The sequence below is a fragment of the Arthrobacter sp. Helios genome, from assembly GCF_023167125.1.
Classification (GTDB): domain Bacteria; phylum Actinomycetota; class Actinomycetes; order Actinomycetales; family Micrococcaceae; genus Arthrobacter_B; species Arthrobacter_B luteolus.
This window is the reverse complement of the sequence record NZ_CP095402.1, coordinates 1,625,957-1,651,083: the sequence shown is the minus strand read 5'-3', so window position 1 is coordinate 1,651,083 and position 25,127 is coordinate 1,625,957. Positions and strand designations below refer to the sequence as shown.

At 66.5% G+C, this 25,127-nt stretch carries 18 protein-coding genes; 13 read left to right on the top strand and 5 right to left on the bottom strand.

Features of this window, described 5'->3' with window-relative positions:
- Positions 1-168: 168 nt before the first annotated feature.
- Entirely contained in the window at positions 169-441 is a 273-nt protein-coding gene (locus ArtHe_RS07335; RefSeq protein WP_066297394.1) for a mycoredoxin, read from the bottom strand.
- A 336-nt stretch (positions 442-777) separates the two neighbouring features.
- On the opposite strand from ArtHe_RS07335, the gene ArtHe_RS07330 reads away from it, so the two are divergent.
- Together ArtHe_RS07330 and ArtHe_RS07325 are read left to right on the top strand one after the other, a co-directional pair.
- Entirely contained in the window at positions 778-2,937 is a 2,160-nt protein-coding gene (locus tag ArtHe_RS07330) for a PhoX family phosphatase (RefSeq protein WP_248319713.1), read from the top strand.
- A gap of 188 nt (positions 2,938-3,125) precedes the next feature.
- Positions 3,126-4,088 (top strand): SOS response-associated peptidase, encoded by a 963-nt coding sequence (locus tag ArtHe_RS07325; protein ID WP_282568719.1) that lies wholly within the window; start codon positions 3,126-3,128, stop codon positions 4,086-4,088.
- Positions 4,089-4,247: 159 nt separating this feature from the next.
- On the opposite strand, the gene ArtHe_RS07320 is transcribed toward ArtHe_RS07325, so the two are convergent.
- A complete protein-coding gene (locus ArtHe_RS07320; protein WP_248319411.1) occupies positions 4,248-4,769 on the bottom strand; it encodes a VOC family protein in 522 nt (173 codons plus the stop codon).
- A 203-nt stretch (positions 4,770-4,972) separates the two neighbouring features.
- On the opposite strand from ArtHe_RS07320, the gene ArtHe_RS07315 reads away from it, so the two are divergent.
- On the top strand, positions 4,973-7,270 hold the full coding sequence (locus ArtHe_RS07315; protein WP_248319410.1) for an MMPL family transporter: 2,298 nt from the start codon (positions 4,973-4,975) through the stop codon (positions 7,268-7,270).
- A 10-nt stretch (positions 7,271-7,280) separates the two neighbouring features.
- Positions 7,281-7,622, top strand: a complete 342-nt coding sequence (locus ArtHe_RS07310; RefSeq protein ID WP_248319409.1) for a chorismate mutase — start codon at positions 7,281-7,283, stop codon at positions 7,620-7,622.
- A gap of 74 nt (positions 7,623-7,696) precedes the next feature.
- Here the strand turns inward: ArtHe_RS07310 and ArtHe_RS07305 are convergent, their stop codons facing one another.
- Positions 7,697-9,022 carry a CoA transferase gene (locus tag ArtHe_RS07305; protein ID WP_248319408.1) on the bottom strand — a complete coding sequence of 442 codons (1,326 nt, stop codon included), beginning with the start codon at positions 9,020-9,022 and terminating at the stop codon, positions 7,697-7,699.
- Positions 9,023-9,244: 222 nt separating this feature from the next.
- On the opposite strand from ArtHe_RS07305, the gene ArtHe_RS07300 reads away from it, so the two are divergent.
- The 9 genes from ArtHe_RS07300 (at position 9,245) to pdxS (ending at position 22,159) form a co-directional block, all read left to right on the top strand.
- On the top strand, positions 9,245-9,955 hold the full coding sequence (locus ArtHe_RS07300; protein ID WP_248319407.1) for a DUF2087 domain-containing protein: 711 nt from the start codon (positions 9,245-9,247) through the stop codon (positions 9,953-9,955).
- A gap of 122 nt (positions 9,956-10,077) precedes the next feature.
- The gene (locus ArtHe_RS07295) at positions 10,078-11,829 is read left to right on the top strand and encodes an MDR family MFS transporter (RefSeq protein WP_248319406.1); all 1,752 of its coding nucleotides are present in this window, start codon (positions 10,078-10,080) and stop codon (positions 11,827-11,829) included.
- Positions 11,829-13,748, top strand: coding sequence for an MDR family MFS transporter (locus ArtHe_RS07290; protein ID WP_248319405.1), 1,920 nt, complete (start codon positions 11,829-11,831; stop codon positions 13,746-13,748). The genes ArtHe_RS07295 and ArtHe_RS07290 overlap by 1 nt, the downstream gene beginning before the upstream one ends.
- 268 nt (positions 13,749-14,016) lie before the next feature.
- A complete protein-coding gene (locus tag ArtHe_RS07285; protein ID WP_066297404.1) occupies positions 14,017-14,328 on the top strand; it encodes a DUF6504 family protein in 312 nt (103 codons plus the stop codon).
- 12 nt (positions 14,329-14,340) lie between these two features.
- Positions 14,341-17,841: a DNA polymerase III subunit alpha gene (gene dnaE, locus ArtHe_RS07280; RefSeq protein ID WP_248319404.1), complete on the top strand. Its 3,501-nt coding sequence runs from the start codon at positions 14,341-14,343 to the stop codon at positions 17,839-17,841.
- Positions 17,842-17,902: 61 nt separating this feature from the next.
- On the top strand, positions 17,903-19,915 hold the full coding sequence (gene thrS / locus ArtHe_RS07275; protein ID WP_066297408.1) for a threonine--tRNA ligase: 2,013 nt from the start codon (positions 17,903-17,905) through the stop codon (positions 19,913-19,915).
- 19 nt (positions 19,916-19,934) lie between these two features.
- Complete coding sequence (locus tag ArtHe_RS07270) at positions 19,935-20,543, top strand: HIT domain-containing protein (protein WP_248319403.1); 609 nt, start codon at positions 19,935-19,937, stop codon at positions 20,541-20,543.
- Between the two features lies 1 nt (position 20,544).
- Positions 20,545-21,171, top strand: a complete 627-nt coding sequence (gene pgsA, locus ArtHe_RS07265) for a phosphatidylinositol phosphate synthase (RefSeq protein ID WP_248319402.1) — start codon at positions 20,545-20,547, stop codon at positions 21,169-21,171.
- A gap of 70 nt (positions 21,172-21,241) precedes the next feature.
- The gene (gene pdxS / locus ArtHe_RS07260; protein WP_248319401.1) at positions 21,242-22,159 is read left to right on the top strand and encodes a pyridoxal 5'-phosphate synthase lyase subunit PdxS; all 918 of its coding nucleotides are present in this window, start codon (positions 21,242-21,244) and stop codon (positions 22,157-22,159) included.
- Positions 22,160-22,262: 103 nt separating this feature from the next.
- Here pdxS and ArtHe_RS07255 read toward each other — a convergent pair whose 3' ends face one another.
- Positions 22,263-22,976, bottom strand: coding sequence for a GNAT family N-acetyltransferase (locus ArtHe_RS07255; RefSeq protein ID WP_248319400.1), 714 nt, complete (start codon positions 22,974-22,976; stop codon positions 22,263-22,265).
- Between the two features lie 5 nt (positions 22,977-22,981).
- Entirely contained in the window at positions 22,982-25,000 is a 2,019-nt protein-coding gene (locus tag ArtHe_RS07250) for a M3 family metallopeptidase (protein ID WP_248319399.1), read from the bottom strand.
- Positions 25,001-25,127: the final 127 nt, after the last annotated feature.

Here is a 25,127-nt window from a genome sequence, read left to right as displayed (position 1 = left end):
AAGGACTGCCTCTCGGGAGATTGCTCAGGGCACCCCGCAGCAATGGGGGCATCTCCATCCTAGGGAGGCCGCTGCCGGGAGTCACTTTTAGGTCTTCTGGCTGCGGCCTGCGTCAGCGCAGGCCGCAGCCAGATTGCCCTGGTACCTGCAAGGCCCTGGCCGGTTCAGTTAGAGACCCAGACGGGACTTAACCTCGGCTGCGGAAGGGTTCGTTGCCGAGGAGCCGTCCGGGAAGATCACGGTGGGAACGGTCTGGTTGCCGCCGTTCAGGGATTCCACCAGGTCCGCGGTACCCTCAACATCCTCGATGTTGACCTCCGTGTAGCCGATGCCCTGGGAATCGAGCTGCGACTTCAGCCGCCGGCAGTAACCGCACCAGGTGGTCGAGAACATGGTGATGGTTCCGGCCTCAGGGGTGAAGGCTTCGGCGGTTGCTGGCATTGGGTACTCCTTGCTGGTTCGTTTGTGCGCTCTAGTACTGCTGATACTGCTGCCATGGGAAACACCGGGCCGTGGCTTTCCATTCCCGGAAGCTTTTATTCCAGGCAATGGAAAGCACCGGTATCGGCGGGATTTGCTTTGGCGCAGTGGGTTCGGCGCGGCGACGGCTGCGGGGGCGGCGGCGCGGTGGCGCGGCGTCGGCAGCGGGGACATCGCCGCGATCGCGTCCGGTAATTCACCTCGCGTTAAACCGGTGTCCCCCTGCGGGCCGCCCGGGGCTGCCAGCGTGGGCGGGGTCAGCACCCCACGGGAGGAAGACCAGATATGACTGAGCCGATGGATGAACTCCGCCCCGCCGAGGCAAGCCCGGCCGTTCCCCGGAAGCGGCTGCTGCCCATGCTTGGGCATACCCGCGGAAAGCGGAGCGCGGTGACCTGCGCCCTGAAATGTGACAACGCCTGCAGCAAGGCGGTGTGCAACACCTCCTCCAACAGCTATTTCCGGGACATTGTTTCGGCTGAACTTTCCCGGCGTTCGGCACTGGGCGCCGGTGCGGCCGGAGTTCTGGGCGCGGCGGTGCTGACGCTGGGCGGCCGGCCGCCCGCAGCGGCAGCTGATTCCGGACGCCGCGGGCCTAAGCCGGGACGGCTGGCGTTCGCCCCGATATCCCCCGTGGACGCCTCAGTTGACCGGCTGGATGTCCCCGAAGGCTACGACTGGAAGCCCCTGCTGCGGTGGGGTGACCCGCTGTTTGCCGACTCTCCGGACTTCGACTTCTCTGCGCAGAGTGCCGCTGCCCAGGCCCGCCAATTCGGGTACAACAACGACTACCTGGAGATCCTCCGCCAGCCCAACGGCAAGAAAGGGCTGCTGGTCTGCAACCACGAATACGTCAACCCGCAGATCATGTTCCCGGAGCCGCCGGCAACAGCGGCCGAAGAAGCGCAGCGGCGCGGGATCTTCCGCAACGCCGTCGGCCTCTCCGTGGTGGAACTGGAACGCAGTTCACGCGGCACGCCCTGGTCCTTTGTCCGCGGCGCCCGGCTGAACCGGCGCATCACCCTGGACACCGTCTTTGAGCTCACCGGGCCTGCCGCCGGCTCCGAACTGCTGAAAACCGCTGCGGATCCGCAGGGCCGGTATGTGCTGGGAACGCTGGGCAACTGCGCCGGCGGGAGCACGCCCTGGGGGACGGTGCTCTCCGGCGAGGAGAACTTCAATGGCTTCTTCCGGACCGGCGGGACCAGTGCAGAAGACCGCCGCTACGGACTCGGCAGCGATCCCACGGCCATGGGGTGGGAGCAGGAAGACCCGCGGTTTGACGCCCGCTCAGCGCAGACCCGGAACGAGCCAAACCGATTCGGCTACGTCGTCGAACTGGATCCCGAGGACCCGGAATCAACGCCGCGCAAGCACACCAGCCTGGGCCGGTTCAAACACGAGGGCGCCAACGTCATCATTGCCCGGAACGGCAAAGCGGTGGCGTATTCCGGCGACGACGAGCGGTTCGACTACCTGTACAAGTTTGTCTCGAAGCACAAGTACCGGAAGAACGATAAGCGGCACAACATGACCCTGCTGACCGAGGGGGACCTGTACGCGGCCCGCTTTACCGGCAGCTCGCCGGCTGGTGAGATCGACGGCTCCGGGAGCGTTCCGGCCGACGGCGGTTTTGACGGACGAGGCACCTGGCTTCCCCTGGTGGTGCGCGGGAAGTCGGCTGTCGCCGGCATGAGTGTGGAAGAGGTGCTGGTCTATACGCGGCTCGCAGCCGACAAGGCCGGTGCCACCAAGATGGACCGCTGCGAGGACGTGGAGCCGAGCCCATCCAGCGGACGCGTCTACGTTGCCTGCACCAATAACTCCAACCGCGGAACAGGCAGCAACGCACCGGTCGATGAGGCCAACCCGCGGCGGGAAAACCGCGACGGCCACATCGTGGAAATCACGGAGGACCGTTCCGATGCCACGGCTGTGGATTTCAGCTGGAACCTGCTGATGCTGTGCGGTGATCCCGCGCAGGGAGACACGACCTACTTCAGCGGCTACCCGCGGGAGTTGGTGAGCCCCATTTCCTGCCCCGACAACCTCGCCTTCGACTCGGCCGGCAACCTCTGGATCTCCACAGACGGCGCGCCGTCGGGCATCGGCTACAACGACGGGCTGTTCAAGCTCGCCCTGGACGGGCGGGACCGCGGCAAGGTGGAGCAGTTCCTCTCCGTTCCCCGGGACGGTGAAACGTGCGGACCGGTGATCCACGACGAGGAATCCATGGTGTTCGTCGCTGTCCAGCACCCGGGCGAGGACGGCAGCTACGGTGCGCACACCTCCTACTTTCCCGACTACGTGCCCGACGGCGGCCAGCCGGCCCCCGGCGAGGTCCGGGCGCCCCGGCCCTCCGTGGTTCAGGTATTCCGCCGGGAGGCCAAGCCAGGGAACGGGAACAACGGGAGCGGGAACAGCGGGCACGGGCACGGGAACTCCGGAAAGTCCTGAAATCCAGGAATCCAGGAATCCAGGAATCCAGGAATCCCGGAAGCCAAGAAGCCAAGAAGCCAAGAGAGCTAAACACTAAACACTAAACACCAGACAGCCAGACAGCAGGACAGGCCGGACCCGGGGGAAGCCAGGCAGCGGCGCACCCCGGATTCCGTCCTCCCCTCCGCAGCAGGCAGACTGGGGGCATGTGCGGACGATACGTCATGGCTAAGGCCATCGGAGACCTGGTGGCGGAGGCCGAGGCCGAGGCGGATGCGAACCTGGAGCTTCGCCAGTCCTGGAACGTGGCGCCGACGTCTGACGTGCCTGTGGTCCTGGAACGGCTGATCAATGCCGGGCATCAGGATGGTGTGCCGGCAGACACTGCACCGAAGAACGGTGCAGGGCAGGTTCAGGCAGAGCGGATCCAGACTGCGCGGATGGGAACTTCGCGGCTCCAGGCCGCGCCGATCCGGGCGGCGCAGGCCCAGGAAACGCAGGCTCAGGCCGTCCGGCAGGTCCACGTTGCCAGGTGGGGCCTGGCGCCCGGCTGGGCGAAGGACATTTCCGTGGGCGTGCGGGCGTTCAACGCGCGCAGCGAAACCCTGCTGGAAAAGCCGACCTTCCGGGACGCTGCCCTCTCACGCCGGTGCGCGGTTCCGATGGAAGGGTACTACGAGTGGAAAACCGGCCCGGGGAACAGCAAACAGCCGTATTTTGTGCATCGGCCGGACGGAAAGCTGAGCTGGTTCGCAGGATTGTACGAATGGTGGGCGGACCCTGCGGTGCCGGCATCAGACCCCGGCCGATGGCTGCTCTCCACCACCGTCATCACCCTGGCTTCCCCCGATCCGCAGAATCCCGACCCGGTGCTGGCCAGCCTCGGCTCCCTGCATAACCGGCTGCCGCTGCCGCTGTCTCCCGCAGCGCTCGCGGCCTGGACCGCACCGGGAACCCTCAGCAACACGGCAGCTCTGGATTTACTGGCGCGGATCCTGGACCAGGCTTACCCCACGGCATCGAACTGGCAGATCAGCCCGGCGGACCCTGCGGTGGGCAGCGTCCGCAATGACGGTCCCTGGCTGCTGCAGTCCCCGGGGCTGGACGTCACGCCCGCCGGCATACCAGGCGGGGACCCGGAACCTGTGCCCGGTAACGTCCTGTTCTAGCTCAGTTCAGTACAGGTCCAGCTCAGTACAGGTCCAGCTCAGTTCAGTACAGGTCCAGCTCAGTTCAGTACAGGTCCAGCTCAGTTCAGTACAGGTCCAACACGGATCAGGTACTGTCCGGATCAGGTACTGTCCGGATCAGGTACTGCCCGGTTCCGGCTACAGTCCGTTCGACGAGAGCCTGATCTGCGCCTCGGCGGATTCCGGGGCGGTGAGCGCAGCGCCCATCCCAGGGCTCTCCCCGCCCATCGGTTCCAGGACGGTGAGAGTGACCTTCCCATCCGCGCCCACTGACAGGCCGGGGTTGTGGCATACCTCCCAGCGGAAGCCATCCGGATCGGTGAAATACCCCGAATACCCTCCCCAGCTCATCTGCGTTCCGGGGGCGGCAATGGATCCGCCGGCCGCGGCAGCTTCATGCAGGATGACATCGACGTCGTTCGGCGAGTCCACGTTATGGGCCAGGGTGACCGGGGCCAGGCTGGCGGCGCCGGTGGCTCCGGACTCCGCTGCGAGATGGTCGCTGCGGAAAAATGACAGCAGCACCCCATGGCCCACCTGGAAGAACACCACTTCTCCGGCCACGTACTGCAGTGGGTCCCAGCCCAGCCGGACATAGAACGCATAGGTAACTTCGACATCACGCACACCAAGGGTGACGACGCTCAACTGGGGCAACATGCTCCGATCCTGCCACTGAACTGCCGCCAATCCCAGAACCTTCCGGGCATAGCTTTCGTGCCGCACATCCACCCGTACGCCGGGAGTGTTGACGCGGAGGGCCGGCAGAGGCTGTCATGGGAAGTCCAGCAGTGCATGTCCACCGGCGGAGAGTTGGCCCGGTTTCGGGGCGCCACGCCTCTCGCCAGAATGCGACGAGACCTATGAGCACAGCGATCCCCCCAGCCACCGGCCCGCAGGGCGGCCAGCCTTCCGGCAGCGATGGTGCCGGCAGCAATGGCAGTAACAGCAACGACGGCAGCGGCACAGGCCCCAACAGCACGGGCAGGAACGGGCCGCCGGTCTGGCTGCGGATCCTCATTCCGGTGGTGCTGATCATCGTCTGGTTCGTGGTTGGGGGAATCGGCGGTCCCTACTTCGGGAAGATCAGCGAAGTCACCGAGAATGACCAGGCCTCCTATCTGCCGGCCAGTTCTGCCTCCACACAGGTTGCTGACCTGCAGGAACAGTTCAGTGACAGCAACGCGGTTCCCGCCGTCGTTGTGTTCGTCAACGACAGCGGGCTGACCGACGCGGACCGCACCTTCATCGAAGGCCGGGCCCAGGCACTGGAGGGGGCCGACGGCGTGGACGGCGAGATCTCTCCCGTCCAGTATTCGGAGGACGGCAAGGCTGCCGAGTTTTTTGTTCCTGTGGCGGATGATTCCGAGTCGACGGCCACGGTGGAGAACCTGCGCAGTGTCATCGCGGACGGCCAGCCCCAGGACCTCTCCGGGTACGTCACCGGTCCCGCCGGGCAGCTGGCCGACATCTCCGATGCGTTCAGCGGAATCGACGGAACGCTGCTCTTCGTGGCTGTGGGCGCGGTCCTGATCATCCTGATCATCGTCTACCGCTCCCCGCTGCTGCCCATCCTGGTGCTGCTGACCTCGATTTTCGCCCTCTCCGCCGCGATCCTGGTGGTGTACTGGCTGGCCAAGGCAGATCTGGTGAGCATCAACGGTCAGGTCCAGGGCATCCTCTTTATCCTCGGCATCGGTGCTGCCACCGACTATTCGCTGCTCTACGTCGCGCGGTACAGGGAAAGCCTGCGCGACCACCGGGACCGCTGGGCAGCAACCTGGGCTGCGCTGAGGGGAACCTTCGAGCCCGTCCTGGCGTCCGCGGCCACGGTCGTCGCTGGCCTGCTGTGCCTGCTCCTGAGCGACCTCAACTCCAACAAGGCGCTCGCCCCGGTGGCAGCAATCGGCATTGGCTTTTCCTTCCTCGCCGCCATGACGCTGCTGCCTGCGCTGCTGTTCGCCGTCGGCCGGGCCGCTTTCTGGCCGCGCCGGCCACTGTTCGGTTCAGTCCATGCGGAGCTGGACCACGAGTCCAACGGGATCTGGGCGCGGACTGCCCGGACCATCAGGTCCCATCCGCGCCGAACCTGGCTGATCTGTGCCGTGGTTCTGGCGGCAGCCGCCGTCGGCATCGTGCAGTTCCGGGCCAGCGGGATTCCGCAAAGTGACTTTGTGCTGGGGGAGACCCAGTCGGCCGAGGGGCAGGAAGTCCTCGGCGAGCACTTCCCCTCCGGTTCCGGTGCGCCGGTGCTGATCATCGCGCCGCAGGACGAACTGCAGGCGGTGGCCAACACCGTACTGGCGAACGAACACATCGCCTCGGTAGCCGTGGCGGCCACGGGAACACCGGCCGGCCAGCTCCAGGTGACAGCCGACGGCGTGCAGGTACCGCCGATTCCCGGTTCCGGGGCACCGGCGCCCAAGACCGTGGACGGCCAGGTGCTGCTTGAAGCGACCCTGACCCAGGACCCGGATTCCGACGCGGCGCAGGATACCGTCCGTGATCTGCGCTCGGACCTGGCCGGTTACGACGGCGTCCTGGTGGGCGGCACCACGGCCACCAGCGTCGACACCAACGTGGCCGCCACCCACGACCGGAACCTGATCATTCCAGTGGTGCTGGTGGTCATCCTGTTCTTGCTGATGTTGCTGCTGCGTTCGATCCTGGCCCCGGTGCTGCTGATCCTGACGGTGATGCTCTCCTTCGGGGCAACGCTGGGAATCTCGGCCCTGGTCTTCAACTACGTGCTGGATTTCCCCGGCGCGGATCCGGCCGTGCCGCTCTACGGGTTCATCTTCCTGGTGGCCCTGGGCGTGGACTACAACATCTTCCTGATGACCCGCGTCCGCGAGGAAAGCCTGATTCACGGCACCCGCAACGGAGTGATCCGCGGCTTGATGATCACCGGCGGCGTGATTACCTCGGCCGGCATCGTGCTGGCCGCGACTTTCGCGGCCCTGGGTGTGATCCCTGTGCTGTTCCTGGCACAGATCGCGTTCATCGTTTCCTTCGGGGTGCTGCTGGACACGCTGGTGGTGCGCTCGCTGCTGGTTCCCGCGCTGTCCTACGACATCGGCCAGCGGATCTGGTGGCCCTCCAAACTGGCCAGGCTCTCCAAACCCGATACGCCGGACAAGACCACCGCCGACTCCCGATAAGCTGGAACACATGGCCGAAACAGCAGAAACAGACCCCATGACCGAACAGCTCGAGGCCGTGCGCACTGCGATAGACGAGATTGACGAAGAGATTGTGGCGCTGATCTGGCGCCGGGAAAGGCTGGTCCGGCTCGCCGGAGGACTCAAGGACGACGACGCCCAGGTCCTGGCCAGGGACCGGGTCGACGAAGTTATCACCCACGTCCGCCAGGCCGCCGAAGCGCAGGACCAGGACTCCACAGTGGTGGAGCGGACCTACCGGGCGATGATCGACGCCTTCATCGAATACGAGCTGCGGACCCGCCGCGAAGACGAGGCCCAGGCGCGCCTGGACGCGTTCAGCCGCAGCTAGCAGGAAAGCCTGTCTGGGGAGGCTGGGGAGCACCCTGCCTCCCCAGCGGCCTGTCTACTGCCATTCCGGAAGTGCTACTGCCATTCCGGAAGGGCTGAACCCAGCGGCGCTGCCGGAACATCCCAGCCCATTTGCGGGCTGCCGCCCTCCGGTTCGAACGCCAGCGGCGGGTAGAGCCGCTGGCCGGGACCCCAATGGGTCTGTTCGGCAGCCAGGGGCAAATTCATCGCCGGGGGTGAATCTGCTGCGCCGTCCGCGGGTCGGCTGGTCTTCCAAGGTGGAGGAACGGGCGGACGCCCATCGGCTGCCCGCTGCAGCTCCACAGCCGTCCGGGCCAGGGAAAGCCGAGCCGCGTGCACCTCACCGTTCAGCCGCCTCGTCCAGGACCGCACAGCAGCGGCTGCGGCGAGGTATCCGGTGGCGTGGTCCAGGGCCTGGACCGGAAGCGGCCGGGGCGCATCCGCCGCAGCCCAGGCCATCCCGGCGTCGGCAATTCCGGAACTCATCTGCACCAGCGAATCGAACCCCCGCCGGCTCCGCCACGGTCCCGTCCAGCCATAGGCATTAACCGCTACGGTGACAATCCCGGGATGCAGCTGCTGGATCCGGTGCTCGTCCAGGCCCAGTCCGGCGAGCGCACCGGGGCGGTAGCCGTGCACCACGATGTCTGCCCCGGCAAGCAGTTCACGGATCTTCGCGGCTCCCTGGGGGCTGCGGAGGTCCAGCCGGGCACAGTGTTTGCCCACGGTCATTTCAGGTTCCAGGGCCGGTTCATTCCAGCCCGGCGGGTCGATCCGCAGCACGTCGGCACCGAAACCGGCCAGGAACCGGGTGGCGACCGGTCCGGCAATCACCCGCGTCAGGTCCAGGACCCGGACGCCCCGGAGCGGCCGCTCTATGGTACCCGCGGAGCTCACCGGTGCCGCCGGCCGCCGCCGCGACCAGCCGACCAGGGGTTCACCCGCCACCGCCTGGCCCTGCGGATGGCCCAGCCACTGCTCTGCGGTGAGCATCCTGGCGGCACAGCCTCCGGCCTCCACAACGGCGTCTTCCAGTTCCTCGCCCTTCCACGGCCGGACCGCGGGTTCGGCGTCACCGGCATCGGCCCCATCCGGCAGTCCCAGCACTGCGAGCGCCGCCGCCCGGTGATGCGGGGCGTTCGTATGCAGCCGGATCCAGCCGTCGGCGCAGGGATAGTCGCGGGACAGGGCATCCCAGGGTGAGGGCAGGTCCCAGCCGGCCGGCTGGAACGAGCCAGCGAACCACGCCCGGGAGAGAGCTGGATCAGCTGAGACGGATACCGGGGTGCCGGTCATCGATTCCGCCAGTTCAGCTACCGCGCTTCCTGCCGCTGCCACAGCGGCCGCGGCGAAGGAACGCACCGGATAGCACGATTCCATAAGCCCGCTCCGCTCGGTTTTTGAGGTGGTGCCAGGGTTTTTGAGCCAGTGCCAGTAGGCTACGTCACGGGTCCGACGACGGACAGCCGTTGGCGGCGGGTGATACCGGCCTGGAAACCGCGGCGGGCACCAACCCGCGGCCACGGCTGAGCGTGGACGGACGGGTGAGGACTGGAGGTGGCAACGGTGGCGGCAGGGAAGGTCCCGGGTACGGGACAGGGAATGGATACAGGTACGGGAACGGGTACAGGCACTGGAATGGGCGACGGCGGTGCCTCCAACCGGTGGAAGGCCGTGGCAGCGGCGCTCGCAGATGACCGGAGGCTGGAGCTGTACGCCCGGATCATCACCGCGGCGAACACCGGTGTTCCCCTGCAGGGTGCCGATCTGGACCGTGCGGAGGCCAAATCCCTGGCCGCGCTGGAAAAGGCCGGACTGGTATCCGCCGCCGAAGACGGGTCCCTCCGGGCGGATTCCGGCATTTACCGGAATCTGCTGGCCACGGGTCGGCAACCTGCAGTTTCCTCGCCGCTGCGCCTGCTCACTCCCGGCCGTGCGGGCAGTCTTCCGGGCCGGCGGGCGGACCGGTTGGAGCTGCTGCATCATCTGGCCGGGGAAGTATTCTCGCGCCACGGCTCACTGGGGGCGGGTGCTGACGAAGCTGCCCCTTCCGTGGACGCTCCGGCCACATCTTCCGAGGTCGGCCCTGCTGGTGCTGATCTGCCCTGTGCTGATCTGCCCCGGGCTGACCCTGCCGGTTCGCCCGCACGGCTGACCGAGGCGGAAGTTACCTCCCGTCTGGCCGAATACTCAGAGGACCCGGCGATGGTGCGCCGGGCGATGGTGGATGAGGGAATCGTCCGCCGCAGCCCCGACGGTTCGCGGTACTGGCTGGCACGCCCCCGCCCGGCGGACGGAATGGAATTCGCTTAATCTGACCGGCACGGCGCATCCATCAGGCTGGATTGGGTGCGCCGTTGACTCTGGCGGGCTGCAGGCTTCTGATGGAAGGTGCGTCCTGTTCCAGACAGCGGCTCGGCTCCCAGGAGGCGTCCATGACACGGTTTTTCGCCCACAACACGGACCAGGCCCATCCAGCGACCAAAACTGCCACGGATCTTGGCTCTCCCGCGCCCTGCGACCGCGACCCGAACGCTCCCTACCCCCAGGCAGGCACCGCAACCGCAACTGAAGTGCGGCCGGAAGCCAAGGGGCCGCCCGCTGCCCCCGAACATGCGGCTCCGCCAGAGCCCCCCGCCTCAGCAGCGCCGTCCGGAAGCGCCCAGGCCCCGCATTCGCGGCGGCAGCTGGCCCTGATCTTCAGCGGACTGATCATGGCAGTGTTGATTTCCTCCCTGGACCAGACGATCGTTTCCACGGCACTGCCAACGATCGTCGGAGACCTGCACGGGCTGGACCACCTGTCCTGGGTGATCACCGCCTATCTGCTGACCTCCACCATCGGGCTGCCGATCTACGGGAAGCTCGGAGACCTGCTGGGACGCAAAAGTATTTTCGTGTTCGCGATCATTGTTTTCCTGCTGGGGTCCGCGTTGTCCGGGCAGGCGAACAGCATGGCGGAACTTATTACCTACCGGGCCCTGCAGGGTGTCGGCGGCGGCGGCCTGATGATCGGAGCGCAGGCCATCATCGGTGACATCGTGCCGGCCCGTCAGCGCGGGCGGTACATGGGTTTGATCGGCGCAGCGTTCGGCGTCGCCTCCGTCAGCGGACCGTTGCTGGGCGGCTACCTGACCGAATACTGGTCCTGGCGCTGGGTCTTCTACATCAACCTGCCGCTTGGCGCCATCGCCCTGGCCCTGATCATCACCTCGCTGCACCTGCCCAAGCGCAGCGTTTCGGAGGTCAAGCTGGATTATGCGGGAGCTGCGCTGCTGGCAGTCGCCAGCGCCGCGCTGGTGGCTATTACCAGCTGGGGCGGCACCACCTACGCCTGGACCTCACCGACCATCCTGGGCCTCGGCGCCGCTGCCGCTGCCGCCATTGCCGCGTTCATCCCGGTGGAGCTGCGGGCCGCGGAACCGATCCTGCCGCTGCGGCTGTTCAGGATCCGCAACTTTGTGATCTGCACACTCGTGGGGCTGGCAGTGGGCCTGGCGATGTTCGGCAGCATTTCCTATCTGCCAACCTTCCTGCAGATGGTTAACGGAGCCAGCGCCACGATGTCCGGCCTGATGATGCTGCCTATGACGGCGGGCCTGCTGGCCACTTCGATCGGCACCGGGCAGCTGATTTCCCGGACCGGGCGGTACAAGATCTATCCGATCCTGGGAGCAGCCGTAATGATCATTGGCCTGCTGCTGCTCTCCCGCATTTCCGCCACCAGCCCGTACTGGTTCACCGCCGTCGGAATGTTCGTGCTGGGCCTTGGGATTGGAGCCCTGATGCAGAACGTGGTGCTGATCGTGCAGAACAGCGTGCCGGCCCGGGACATGGGCACCGGAGTCTCTTCGGCCAACTATTTCCGGCAGATCGGCGGGACCCTCGGCATCGCGGTGTACGGGTCGGTGTTTATTTCCCGGCTCAACAGCCATCTGGCGGATGCTCCGGAGTCCGCCCGGAGCGTGACCAGCCAGGGGCTGAACTCAATCAGTCCCGAGCAGCTGAAGGCGCTGCCGGTCCCGGTGCGGGAGTTTATTGCCGGCGCGTTTGGGAGCGCGCTGCCCCCGGTCTTCCTGCTGGGCATCCCCGCACTGGGCGCAGCGTTTGTGCTGGCGCTGTTTATCCGGGCGATTCCGCTTTCAACCGAGGCGCACGTACAGCTGGACAAGGAGGCAGGAAACTGATGGCCAAACGGGTATCCGGGGTACATCGGGCAGCGCCCGTCCCCAAGAGAAGTGTCAGGTTTCCCGGCCGCCTGCCCCCGCCGTCGCCGCATCCGGAGCCAGCGGCCGCGGCCGGACAGCTGCGTTCCGGAGCCGCCGCTGTTTCCTGGCGGACCGCACCGGCCAAAACGCCCCGGCACCGCAAAACACCGGAGGAGCTGCAGGTTGAGGCCAGCGGGTCCGTGGTCCAGGCCGGTGTGTCTCCGGGGAGCGGCGTTGTTTCAGGGAACGCAGCCGTTTCACGGAGCGGCGTCGTTTCAGGGGGCGCAGCGGCTTCAGGCAGCGCACTGACTTCCGGCAGCACAGCGACTGCCCGTACCGCCGGCACTCCGAAAGGACCGCAGGGACCGGGAGAACCGGCAGGGGACACAGGGGCAAACCGCGGCCGGACCCTGGCCTTTACCGGGCTGCTTCTCTCGGTCCTGCTCGCTGCCCTGGACCAGACGATCGTCGCAACCGCCCTTCCAACCATCGTGGGAGACCTCAACGGGCTGGAGCACCTGTCCTGGGTGGTGACGGCCTACATCCTTGCCGCCACCATCGGCCTGCCGATCTACGGCAAGCTCGGTGACCTCTACGGGCGCAAGAACATCTTCATCTTTGCGATCGCGGTGTTCCTGCTTGGCTCCGTGCTGTCCGGGCTGGCGCAGAACATGGGCCAGCTGATCGCCTTCCGGGCACTGCAGGGCATCGGCGGCGGCGGGCTGATGATCGGGGCGCAGGCGATCATCGGGGACCTGGTCTCCCCGCGGGAGCGCGGCCGCTACATGGGGCTGATCGGCGCGGCGTTCGGCATCGCCTCGGTCGGCGGACCGCTGCTGGGCGGGTGGATCACCGATTCCTGGTCCTGGCGCTGGGTCTTCTACATCAACGTGCCGATCGGCGCAGTGGCGCTCGCCGTCGTCATCTCCTCCCTGCACCTGCCCAAACAGCAGGGACGGCGGCCGAGGCTGGACTACCCGGGTGCCGTGCTGCTGGCGGCCGCATCGGCCGCGCTGGTGCTGGTCACCAGCTGGGGAGGAACCACCTACGAGTGGTCCAGTCCGCAGATCCTCGGACTTTCCGCGCTCGCTGTCATCGCCGCAGGACTGTTCGTGTGGCAGGAAACCCGCGCTTCCGAACCGATCCTGCCGCTGCGGCTTTTCCGGCTGCGGAACTTCCTGGTTCCCGTGCTGGCGGGCATCGGCGTCGGAATCGCCATGTTCTCCACGATTTCCTACCTGCCCACCTTCCTGCAGATGGTCAACGGGGCCAGCGCCACGCAGTCGGGGCTGATGATGCTGCCGATGATGGGCGGGCTGCTGCTGACCTCAATCGGCACCGGGCAGCTGATTTCCCGCACGGGCCGGTACAAGGTCTATCCCGTAGCGGGGTTCGCGGTGGTGGTTGCCGGGCTGCTGCTGCTGTCCCGGATCTCGGATACGACGCCGTACTGGTTCACCGCGGTGGGTATGGCGGTGCTGGGCATGGGCATCGGAGCCCTGCTGCAGAACCTGGTGCTGATTGTGCAGAACAGTGTTCCCGGACAGGACATGGGGACGGCCATCTCCGCGGCGAACTACTTCCGGCAGATTGCGGCGTCCTTTGGAATCGCCGCGTTTGGCTCGATCTTCATCAACCGGCTGACTGACCAGCTGGCCGCCGTGCCGGGAGGGGCAGCTGCGGTAGTTCCAGGCGGGAGCATCAACTCCCTGAGTCCGGACCTGCTCCGCAGCCTGCCGCCGCCGGTCCAGGAGGCCATCGCAGCGGCATTCGGGCAGGCAATGCCCCCGATTTTCCTGCTGAGCGTACCGATTGCGGCAGCAGGCGCTGTGCTGTGCCTGTTTGTCCAGGAGATCCCGCTCTCCTCCCAGTCACGCGTGGAAGCGGCTGCGGAGTAGCTGGTCCGGGCAGTTTCCCCTGATCAGCCCGGAAGGCATCCTCGTGCATCTGGCAGGTTCCCACCAGGTTCCTAGGGGACGCCGTGCCGATTGTCAGACTGCAGTCGTACACTGGAGATTCGAATATATGTTCGAATACTTTCATGTTCCCGTTTATGCTCCCGGCAGCGGCAGCGGCAGCGGCAGCGGCAGATCCGGCCGATCCGGGTATTAGGGCGGGCATGGACGTGACGGGCACAGTAATTGACAGGCACAGCGAGGGGCAGCCGTGGGACTTTTCAGTGAATCGATAGAGGTGGTGTGCTCGCCTGCGGGTATTCCGCTGCGGCTTTCCTGGCAGGGAAGGACCTACAAGGTTGCCGCCCATCCGGTGCGCTGGTACGAACGGCGCAGCTGGTGGGAGGAGGAACCCCGGGCAGAGCGCGGGCATGGACCCGGCCTGGTGGACTCGGAGATCTGGCGGGTCCAGGCCCGGCTGAACCACCGCTCAGCCCTGCGCACCCTGGATATCTCCCGGCAGGTTGCCTCGGATACCTGGCGGCTGATCCGCGTCCATGACGCCCTGCGGGAAAGCGCCTAGCGTCCCCGTGCCATGAGCTTTATCCACCTGCACGTGGCCACGGCGTTCAGCGCACACTACGGCACGTCCTGGCCGGAGGAACTGGCCCGGGCTGCCGCAGCGGACGGCGCGGACGCACTGGCCTGCACCGACCGTGACGGACTGTACGGCACGGTCAAGCACCTGCGCGCCTGCATGGACGCCGGAATCGATCCCATTGTCGGAGTGGACCTGGCCGTTCTCGATGGTGAAGGCAAAGACGCCTCAGGTAAGGATGCCACTGTCACCGGACGGGTGGTCATCCTGGCCCATGGACACAACGGGGGAGCCGGGTACCACGCCCTGTGCCGGCTGATCTCCGATGCGCACACCGGTACCTCTCCGTCCCGCGGCAGGGCCGGCCGGCCGGCGGGCATTACCCTGGACCAGCTTGCCGCCCGGATACCGGGAGTGGACGGGGAACCGGTCCTCACCGTGCTGGTGGGCCCTTACTCCGACGTCGGACGTTCCATGCGCAGCCGCAGCTACGCCGTCGCCCGCACCCTCTTCCGCCGCTGGCAGGCCGTTATTCCCCGTGCGGCGCTCGCCGTCGAGGTGGTCACCCATCTGAGTGCCCCCGGCGCGAACCTCAGCCTGGCCCACGCGGTGCGTATGTACCGGCTCGCGGATGAGATGAACCTCCCGGCGGTCCTCACCAACGCGGTCCGCTACGTGGACGACGACGGCGCCGCGACCGCGGACGTGCTCGACGCCGCGCGGGCGCTGACCTCCATGGCCCAGCTGCCGGACCTGCAGCCCAACGGGCAGGGCTGGCTCAAGAGCGGAACCCGGATGGCGGCGCTCGCCGCGGAGATCAGCAGCGAAGCCGGATACGGCCGCTCCGGTGCAGCGAAACTGCTGGCCAACACCCAGGCGCTCGCGGATACCTGCCGGATCGACCCGGCCGCGGACATGGGCTGGAAGCAGCCGGTGGTCCCGGAAGCCTCGGTCATCGGAATCGCCAGTGAACCCGCGGCGGAACTGCGCCTGCGCTGCGAAGCCGGAATCGGCCGGCGCTTCGGCCAGCTCCGGGGATCCGAAGAGGCAGCCATGCGCAACCGCCTTGAGCATGAGCTGGGCATTATTGAACGGCTGGGGTTCGCGTCCTACTTCCTGACGGTCGCCGAAGTCTCCGCCATGATCAAGGAGATGGGGGTGCGCGCCGCAGCCCGCGGATCGGGCGCATCCTCCCTGGTCAACTATCTGCTCGGCATCAGCCACGTAAACCCGCTGGCGCACGAGCTGATCTTTGAGCGCTTCCTCTCCCAGGACCGCTCCACCCTGCCGGACATCGACATCGACGTCGAAAGCGCCGAGCGGCACAACGTATACCGGCGGATCTTCGACCGCTTTGGTTCCCGCCGGGTCACGCTGATGAGCATGCAGAACGGTTACCGGGCCCGCGGAGCGGTGCGCGACGCCGGGATGGCCCTGGGCTTGCCCGAAGAGGAGGTCGGCGCCGTGGCCAAGGCCCTGTGGCGCTTCTCCGCCAGCCACTTCCGTGAGGCGCTCGCAGAGAAACCCGAACTTCGGAATGTCGCCGAAGCCGTGCAGCAGAACCGGCAGCTGGATCTGCTGGTGGACCTGACCGAGCGGCTGGACCGGCTGCCCCGGCACATTTCCATGCACCCCTGCGGAGTGATCCTGGGGGACACCTCCCTGCTGGACCGCACCCCGGTGCAGCCCAGCGGCCTGGGCCTGCCGATGTCCCAGTTCGACAAGCACGACATGGACCCGATGGGCATGCTCAAACTGGATGTGCTGGGGGTGCGCATGCAGTCGGCCATGGCCTTTGCCCTGAACGAAGTCATCAGGATCCACCCTTCGAAGGAAGACGTTGCCCGGGCCGGAAACCACCCCTTGGACACCGCCGGAAATCCGCCGGCCTGGATCGGTGAAGACGGGCGGATCGAACTGGATACCGTGCCGCTCGATGATGAACCCACGTACGAACTGATCCGCAGCACCCACACCCTCGGCTGCTTCCAGATCGAATCCCCGGGCCAGCGGGAGCTGGTCGGCAAAATGGCACCGCGGGATTTCAATGACCTGATTATCGACATTTCCCTCTTCCGTCCCGGGCCGATGAAGTCGGACATGGTGCGCCCGTTCCTGGAACACCGGCACGGCTGGTCCCCGGAGGTGTATCCGCACGAATCGCTGCGCCCGGTGCTGGCTGAAACCCACGGAGTCACCGTTTTTCACGAACAGGTGCTGCGGACTTTCCACGTGTTCACCGGTTGCGGATTGGCGAAGGCCGATGAACTTCGCCGGCTGCTCGGCAACCCGGACGCCGAAGCCGGAGTGGAGGACTTCTTCCGCCGGGCAGCCGGAGAGCGAGGCTACGACGGGCAGACGATCGACAAGGTCTGGGAGACGCTGAAGGCCTTCGGCAGCTTCGGATTCTGCAAGGCCCACGGAGCGGCGTTCGCCGTGCCGACCTATCAGTCCGCCTGGCTGAAGACCCACCACCCCGAAGCGTTCCTGGCCGGCATCTTCGAACACGATCCGGGAATGTACCCGCGGCGGCTGCTGGTGGCCGAAGCCCGCAGGATGGGCATCCCGATCCTGCCATTGGACATCAACCGCAGCGGCGCGCAGTACCGGGTGGAGCGGGTGCCTGCGGTTCCGGCCGGGCCAGGGCAGAAGGTCCTCCCGGAACGTCTGGGCATCCGGCTCAGCTTCGCCGGGATCTACGGGCTCTCCGCCGCCGAGGTCCGCCGGATCGCCGCCGGGCAGCCCTACGATTCGCTGGCGGATCTGCGCGCCCGGGCCCGGCTGTCGCGGCCCTCGCTGCAGCGGCTGGCGCAGCTGGGTGCCTTTGACACCCTGGCCCGGGAAACAGGTTCCCGCGGCAGCCGGGCCGATCTGCTGCAGCACCTGGCCGCGGTCCCGGGGAAAGCCGGATCACGGAAATACGATCCCATTCCGGGCCAGCTGGCCCTGCCGCTGGGGGACACCGAACTGGAAAACCTCGTCCCCACCCTGCCGGAGCCCACCCTGCCGGAAAAGGTCCGCACCGAACTGGACCTGCTCGCCGTCGACGTCAGCGCCCACCTCATCGAGAGCTACGGACCGCTGCTCGCCAGCCTGGGCGTCACCAAAGCCGAAGCCCTGATGAACCTGCGGGGCGGCACCGAGGTGCTGGTTGCCGGGATCCGCGTAGCCACCCAGACTCCGCCCATGCGCGGCGGACGGCGGGTGGTGTTCATCAGCCTGGACGACGGCACCGGATGCGTGGACTGCACGTTCTTCCACGAGGCGCAGGAAAAGTCCGGGCCGCTGCTGTTCGGCACGGAACTGCTGCTGGTCCGCGGCGTAACGCGCCGCACCGGCCCGCGCGGAATCAGCATGCAGGCACTGGAAGCCTGGGACCTGACCGATACCGCCTCGCTGCCGCTGGCGGGCCGCGGGCACAGGGCGCAGCCGGGCCAGGGTGCAGGCGAACCAGCGCGGCAGGTTGGTAGGGCTCCGGCACAGCGGATAACATCGTAAAGGCGCGGTGCACGGGCAAACCCGTGCGGAGGCGCCAGTACAAACGAATCTAGGAGACAACGTGTCAGTGCCGGAACAGTTCACCCTCATCGTCAACGGCGAAGAGACCACGGTGGATACTGGCACCACCGGTGCGCAGCTCTTCTTCGAGCGGCGCGAAGTAGTCGTGATGCGGGTCGACGGCGTCCTGAAGGACCTGGACACCCCGCTGGCCCCGGGCCAGAGCATCGAAGCCGTGACCATCGATTCCGAAGACGGCCTGAACGTGCTGCGCCACTCCACCGCCCACGTGATGGCCCAGGCCGTGCAGCAGCTGCGTCCCGACGCCAAGCTCGGCATCGGCCCGTACATCAAGGACGGCTTCTACTTCGACTTCGACGTCGCGGAGCCCTTCACCCCTGAAGACCTCAAGACGCTCGAGAAGATGATGCAGAAGATCGTCAACTCGAACCAAAAGTTCGTCCGCCGCGTGGTGTCCGAAGAAGAAGCCCGCGAAGCCATGGCCAACGAGCCGTACAAGCTGGAGCTGCTCGGCAAGAAGGACGGCGCGGAGGAAGCCGGCGAAGGCGCGAACATTGAGGTTGGCGCCGGCGAAATCACCATTTACGACAACGTGGACCGCAAGTCCGGCGAAACCGTGTGGTGCGACCTCTGCCGCGGCCCGCACCTGCCGAACACCAAGCTCATCTCCAACGCCTTCGCGCTGACCCGTTCCGCAGCGGCCTACTGGCTGGGCAACCAGAACAACCAGCAGCTGCAGCGCATCTACGGCACTGCCTGGCCCACCAAGGATGACCTCAAGGCCTACCAGGAGCGCCTGGCCGAAGCCGAGCGCCGCGACCACCGCAAGCTCGGCACCGAGCTGGACCTGTTCTCCTTCCCGGATGAGCTGGGCTCCGGCCTGCCCGTGTTCCACCCCAAGGGCGGCATCATCCGCAAGGCCATGGAGGACTACTCCCGCCAGCGCCACACCGAGGCCGGCTACGAGTTTGTCTACACCCCGCACATCACCAAGGGCCACCTGTACGAGGTTTCCGGCCACCTGGACTGGTACCGCGACGGGATGTTCCCTCCCATGCACGTGGATGAGGTCACCGATCCGGAAACCGGCGAGGTCACCAAGCCGGGCCAGGACTACTACCTGAAGCCGATGAACTGCCCCATGCACAACCTGATCTTCCGCTCCCGCGGACGGTCCTACCGCGAACTGCCGCTGCGGCTGTTCGAATTCGGCTCGGTCTACCGCTACGAGAAGTCCGGCGTGATTCACGGCCTGACCCGCGTGCGCGGCATGACCCAGGACGACGCCCACATCTACTGCACCCGCGAGCAGATGAAGGACGAGCTGACCACCACGCTGAACTTCGTGCTGGACCTGCTCAAGGACTACGGCCTGGACGACTTCTACCTTGAACTCTCCACCAAGGACCCGGAGAAGTACGTCGGCTCCGACGACGCCTGGGAAGAAGCCACCCGCACGCTGGCCGAGGTTGCCGAGGCCTCCGGCCTGGACCTGGTCCCGGACCCCGGGGGAGCGGCGTTCTACGGCCCGAAGATCTCCGTGCAGGCCCGCGATGCAATCGGCCGCACCTGGCAGATGTCCACCATCCAGCTGGACTTCAACCTGCCAGAGCGCTTCGAACTCGAGTACCAGGCTGCCGACGGCACCCGCCAGCGTCCCGTCATGATCCACCGTGCCCTGTTCGGGTCCGTGGAGCGCTTTATGGCGGTGCTCACTGAGCACTACGCCGGCGCGTTCCCCGCCTGGCTGGCGCCCGTCCAGGTAGTCGGCATCCCCGTCGCCGAAGCCTTCAACGACTACATGTACGACGTGATCGGCAAGCTCAAGGAAGCCGGTATCCGCGCCGAGGTTGACGCCGGCACCGACCGCTTCCCGAAGAAGATCCGCACCGCGTCCAAGGAGAAGGTGCCGTTCGTCCTGATCGCCGGCGGCGAGGATGCAGAAGCCGGGGCGGTTTCCTTCCGCTTCCGCGACGGCAGCCAGGACAACGGCGTGCCGGTCGAGGAGGCCGTCAAGCGGATTGTCGAAGCTGTCCGGAACCGGGACAAGTAAGGCACGGGGGACAGGCCGCATGGAAAGCCAGGAGCAGTACCCGCACGACGGCGAAGTCACCGACAACTTCGAACTTGCGGGGGTGCCGGATGCCTTCCAGCGGCTCTGGACCCCGCACCGGCTGGCGTACATCAAGGGCGGGCAGGAACAGGTCTCCTCGGAGGGTAACTGCCCGTTCTGCGCGGCTCCGTCCCACTCGGACGAGGAAGCGCTGATCGTGCACCGCGGTAAGCATGCGTTCGTGATCCTGAACCTGTTTCCGTACAACGCCGGCCATCTGCTGGTCTGCCCCTACCGGCATGTTCCGGACTACACGGACATCGATGTGGAGGAGACCGCTGAGATCGCGGCGCTGACCCAGACAGCGATGCGGGTGCTGCGCAAGGTTTCGGCACCTGCCGGTTTCAACCTCGGCATGAACCAGGGCGCGGCAGGGGGTGCCGGAATCGCCGCGCACCTCCACCAGCACATCGTTCCGCGGTGGAGCGGAGACGGAAACTTCCTGCCGATCATTGCCCAGACCAAGGCCATTACGCAGACGCTGGGCGAGGTCCGCCGGCAGGTTGCCGAGGCCTGGCCAGCGGAGGCCGCTGACCCCGCGTCCGCTTCCGGAACCGGCGAGGCATAGGGTGCTCAACAAATATGCCCGCGGCTTTTTCACCGCGCTGTTCACTCCACTGGCCTCCTGGCTGATCCGCCGCCGGGTAAGCCCGGACGCAGTCACCATCATCGGAACGCTCGGCGTGATGATCGGCGGCCTCGTTTTCTACCCGCTGGGCCAGTTGTTCTGGGGCACGATCTTCGTGGTCCTCTTCGTGTTTTCCGATGTGGTCGACGGAATCATGGCCCGGCAGCAGGAACGCAAGGGCAAATGGGGTGCCTTCCTGGACTCCACCCTGGACCGCTTCGCCGACGGAGCCCTGTTCGCGGGGGTCAGCATCTGGTTCTTCACCGGCGGGGATAACGACGCCATCGGCATTACTGCGCTGATCTGCCTGGTTCTGGGCATGCTGGTTTCCTACATCCGGGCCAAGGCCGAGTCCCTTGGCTTCGATGCCAATGTGGGGCTTGCTGAACGTGCTGAACGGCTGGTCTTCCTGCTGACTGCCACCGGCCTGGTGGGCCTGGGCGTACCAGAGATGGTGCTCCTGGTGGTGCTGGTGCTGCTGAGCCTGGCCAGCTGCGTGACGATTGTGCAGCGGATGGCTGCCGTGCGCCGGCAGGCGACAACCGAAGTTCTGGGTAAAGATACGTAGCAGATCGCTTGGGACGCGGGCTGCGGGCATACCATAGCCTTTACAGCCCGTTCTACGAGAGAGCCTTGTCATGCCTACAGAATTCCCGTCCGCCTCCGGAAACACCGCTTCGACCGGCAGCAGCCGTGTAAAGCGCGGAATGGCGGAGATGCTCAAGGGCGGCGTCATCATGGACGTCGTGACGGCTGAGCAGGCCCGCATCGCCGAGGACGCCGGTGCGGTTGCAGTAATGGCCCTTGAGCGGGTTCCTGCCGACATCCGTGCCCAGGGCGGTGTCTCGCGGATGAGCGACCCGGACATGATCGACAGCATCATCGACGCGGTCTCCATTCCTGTGATGGCCAAGGCCCGGATCGGCCACTTCGTTGAAGCGCAGATCCTCCAGTCCCTCGGCGTTGACTACATCGACGAGTCCGAGGTGCTGACGCCCGCGGACTACGCCAACCACATCGACAAGTGGAAGTTCACGGTTCCCTTCGTCTGCGGTGCCACCAACCTGGGTGAGGCACTGCGCCGGATCAACGAAGGTGCTGCCATGATCCGCTCCAAGGGCGAAGCCGGCACCGGCGATGTTTCCAACGCCACCATGCACATGCGCCAGATCCGCACCGAAATCGCCCGCCTGTCCTCGCTGCCCGAAGACGAGCTCTACGTCGCGGCCAAGGAACTGCAGGCTCCGTACGAACTGGTGAAGGAAGTCGCCGGCTCCGGCAAGCTCCCCGTGGTGCTGTTCACCGCCGGCGGCATCGCCACTCCGGCCGATGCAGCGATGATGATGCAGCTCGGTGCTGACGGCGTGTTCGTCGGCTCCGGTATCTTCAAGTCCGGCAACCCTGCCGAGCGGGCCGCCGCGATCGTCAAGGCCACCACCTTCCACGACGATCCCGACGAAATCGCCAAGGCCTCCCGCGGCCTCGGCGAAGCCATGGTCGGCATCAACGTCGACGAGATCCCGCAGCCGCACCGTCTTGCCGAGCGCGGCTGGTAGCAGCAAGGCACAGCCGAAGGGACAGTTTCCCACAAGACAACGGCCGGACCAGGGAGAGTATCCCGGTCCGGCCGTTGTTTTTGAACCGGTGAACTGCCCGGACCTAGCCGATCGCCATGGAGTAGGTCTGCCCCCGTCCGACCAGGGAGAAGCCCCGCGCAGCGCACAGGTCCTGGCCCGGAGCGGTCGCGTTGACGATCAGGTGCTCGGCACCCGCAGCCTCAGCAGCCGCAGCGGCCGAGCTCAGCAGGGCAGTGCCGAAGCCGCGCCGCCGGCTGGAGGCTCCGACGGCAAGATGGAAGATGCCGCCCACCTTGGACAGCCCGGCGGTTCCGTTCGGATAAAACGCGTAGGCCCGCCCGGTGAGCCGGGCAGCGTCCCGCGAGGCGATATGCCAGGCCTGCCGGGGCATCGAATGCCCAATCCGCAGTTCCTCGGCGTCGGCCCCGGAAATTTCCGGGGGCTGGACCTCCACCGAAGCTGCCGTCCCGGGCCAGGCCTGCGGAGCGTGGACCGGTGCGGTCATCCAGCAGGTCTGCGGACCGCGGCGGAAGCCGAATGAATCCAACGGGGTGGGATCCACGGATCCGCCCAGCCAGACCCCCACGGTCGAGGCACCAAGCCGTGACCCCTCGGCCAGGCCGGGGCGGATACCCGCCGGTGAAATGACGTCCGGGAACATCAGCATGAGCTGCCGCCGGGCCGGAAGCCAGACCCAGCGGGACTCATGGGTGCCGAAGGACCGCCCTCCCGTTGCTGCTGCGAGGGCGGTGAACCAGGCGTGCTGCATGCGCTGGCAGGAGGCGATGGTGGCCATGGCGGTTAGGCGAGCCCGCGGCGTGCCAGCAGGGGAGCGATTTCCGCGTTCCGGCCGCGCAGGTTCCGGAACGATTCCAGGGGATCGGCAGCGTAACCGCGGGAGAGCAGCTTGGTCCGGAAAGCCTCGCCATTGGTCCGGGTCAGCCCGCCGTTTTCGGTGAACCACTGAACCGTATCGGCGTCGAGCACTTCACTCCAGATGTAGGAGTAGTAGGCGGCGGAGTACCCGCCGGCGAAGATGTGCTTGAAATACCCGGTGCGGTAGCGCGGCGGAACCAGGGCCGGGTCGATCCCGGCGCGGGTCAGTGCCTCCTTCTCGAAGGCGGCTGGATCCGTCACCGTTTCTCCCGGCGGAAGTTCATGCCAGGCCAGGTCCAGCAGTGTGGCGCCCAGGTACTCTGCAGTCCGGAAGCCTTCGCCCCACAGCGACGCAGCCCGGATCCGGTCCAGGGTTTCCTGCGGCAGCGGCTCGCCGGTCTGGTAATGCCGGGCGAAGTTGTCTGCCACCTCCGGCCAAAGCATCCACATTTCATTGACCTGGGAGGGGTACTCGACGAAGTCACGCGGAACGGCCGTCCCGGAAAACAGCGGGAATTCGACGTCGGAAAACAGTCCGTGCAGTGCGTGGCCGAACTCGTGGAACGCAGTCACCACTTCATCGAAGGTCAGCAGGGCCGGTTCGCCGTCGGCCGGCTTGGAGATGTTCAGGTTGTTCACCACCACCGGCAGCCTGCCCAGGAGCCGGGACTGGGACACCAGCTCGTTCATCCAGGCGCCGCCGCTCTTGGTGTCCCGGGAGAAATAGTCGCCCAGGAACAGGCCCAGCGCGGATCCGTCTTCGTTCCGGACTTCCCAGACCCGGACATCGGGGTGGTAGCCGGCCAGATCGGGGCGTTCCGTGAAAGTGATCCCGTAGAGGCGGCTGGCAGCGTGGAAAACACCGTCGTTCAGCACCCGTTCCAGCTCGAACCAGGGACGCAGGGCCTCCAGATCCACGGCGTACTCCTCACGGCGGACCTGCTCGGAGTAGAACGCCCAGTCCCAGGGCTGCAGGTCCTTGATCCCGTCGCGGGCCGCCGCGGCACGCAGTTTCACCGCCTCCGCTTCGGCGTTGAGGACCGCCGGCGGAACCAGCCGGGCAAGCATCTGGCGCACCGCACCGATGTCCGGGGCGGTCTGATCCTCGACGGCGTACTCGGCGTGGCTGCCGTAACCCAGCAGGGCGGCGCGTTCGGCGCGGAGCGCTGACATCTCCGCGGCGATGGCCAGGGTGTTGTGTTCGTTGTTCCGGAATCCGCGGTTAGCCGATGCTTCGAAGAGCCGCTGACGCGTCCCGCGGTTGGTCAGCCGGGACAGGGCCGGCTGCGGAGTCGGCAGGATCAGGGACAGCAGATATTCCGCACCGGACCCGGCGTCCCTGGCTGCGGCAGCAGCGGCCGCCAGGTCATCCGGGGAGAGGCCCTGCAACTCGGCGGCGCCTGCCTCCAGGGCCGAATCATTGGTGTCGGCCAGCAGCTTCTGCGAGAACGCCGTTCCCAGTTCGGAGAGCCGGGTGTTCAGCTCCCGCATCCGGGCCTTGCCGGCGTCGTCCAGCCCGGCACCGGCACGCAGGAACCGTCGGCGGTACTCAGCCAGCAGCCTGCGCTGTTCCTCCTCCAGACCGGTTTCCGGCACCCTGCTGACCCGCTCAAAGAGCGCCTGGTCCTGGAAGATGCCGTCCTGGTGGGCAGCGAGCCGCGGACCGATCTGCTGCTCGATGGACTGGACGGCTTCGGTGGCGTGGGACATCACCAGGTTGAAAAAGACCGCAGAGACCCGGGCCAGGGCCTGGCCGGACAGCTCCAGTGCAGCGATGGTGTTCGCGAAGCCGGCCGGTTCCGGATTGGCGGTAATCCCGCTGATTTCTGCCAGATGTTCCTGCATCCCGGCTTCGAAGGCGGGAAGGTAACCATCATCGGAAAAAGCGGCGAAATCAGGGAGATCGTACGGGAGGGTGCTCGCGGAAAGAAGGGCGTTGCTCATGGTCATCAACACTTTCACACGAGCCGCCGCCCAACCAGCCGACGGGCCGCGTATGCTCATCCCTGATCACCACATCACCGCCGCACGGGACGCCCGCTGCCGGGGCGTTCACAATACGGGTCACAAT

Bases quoted from the DNA above. Each gene is read 5' to 3' on its own strand.
- ArtHe_RS07270 (WP_248319403.1), top strand. From the start codon at position 19,935: ATGGAAAGCCAGGAGCAGTACCCGCACGACGGCGAAGTCACCGACAAC.
- ArtHe_RS07250 (WP_248319399.1), bottom strand. From the start codon at position 25,000: ATGAGCAACGCCCTTCTTTCCGCGAGCACCCTCCCGTACGATCTCCCT.
- ArtHe_RS07290 (WP_248319405.1), top strand. From the start codon at position 11,829: ATGGCCAAACGGGTATCCGGGGTACATCGGGCAGCGCCCGTCCCCAAG.
- ArtHe_RS07295 (WP_248319406.1), top strand. From the start codon at position 10,078: ATGACACGGTTTTTCGCCCACAACACGGACCAGGCCCATCCAGCGACC.
- pdxS (WP_248319401.1), top strand. From the start codon at position 21,242: ATGCCTACAGAATTCCCGTCCGCCTCCGGAAACACCGCTTCGACCGGC.
- ArtHe_RS07330 (WP_248319713.1), top strand. From the start codon at position 778: ATGGATGAACTCCGCCCCGCCGAGGCAAGCCCGGCCGTTCCCCGGAAG.
- ArtHe_RS07315 (WP_248319410.1), top strand. From the start codon at position 4,973: ATGAGCACAGCGATCCCCCCAGCCACCGGCCCGCAGGGCGGCCAGCCT.
- ArtHe_RS07310 (WP_248319409.1), top strand. From the start codon at position 7,281: ATGGCCGAAACAGCAGAAACAGACCCCATGACCGAACAGCTCGAGGCC.
- dnaE (WP_248319404.1), top strand. From the start codon at position 14,341: ATGAGCTTTATCCACCTGCACGTGGCCACGGCGTTCAGCGCACACTAC.
- ArtHe_RS07255 (WP_248319400.1), bottom strand. From the start codon at position 22,976: ATGGCCACCATCGCCTCCTGCCAGCGCATGCAGCACGCCTGGTTCACC.
- ArtHe_RS07300 (WP_248319407.1), top strand. From the start codon at position 9,245: ATGGATACAGGTACGGGAACGGGTACAGGCACTGGAATGGGCGACGGC.
- ArtHe_RS07325 (WP_282568719.1), top strand. From the start codon at position 3,126: ATGTGCGGACGATACGTCATGGCTAAGGCCATCGGAGACCTGGTGGCG.
- ArtHe_RS07305 (WP_248319408.1), bottom strand. From the start codon at position 9,022: ATGGAATCGTGCTATCCGGTGCGTTCCTTCGCCGCGGCCGCTGTGGCA.
- ArtHe_RS07320 (WP_248319411.1), bottom strand. From the start codon at position 4,769: ATGTTGCCCCAGTTGAGCGTCGTCACCCTTGGTGTGCGTGATGTCGAA.
- ArtHe_RS07335 (WP_066297394.1), bottom strand. From the start codon at position 441: ATGCCAGCAACCGCCGAAGCCTTCACCCCTGAGGCCGGAACCATCACC.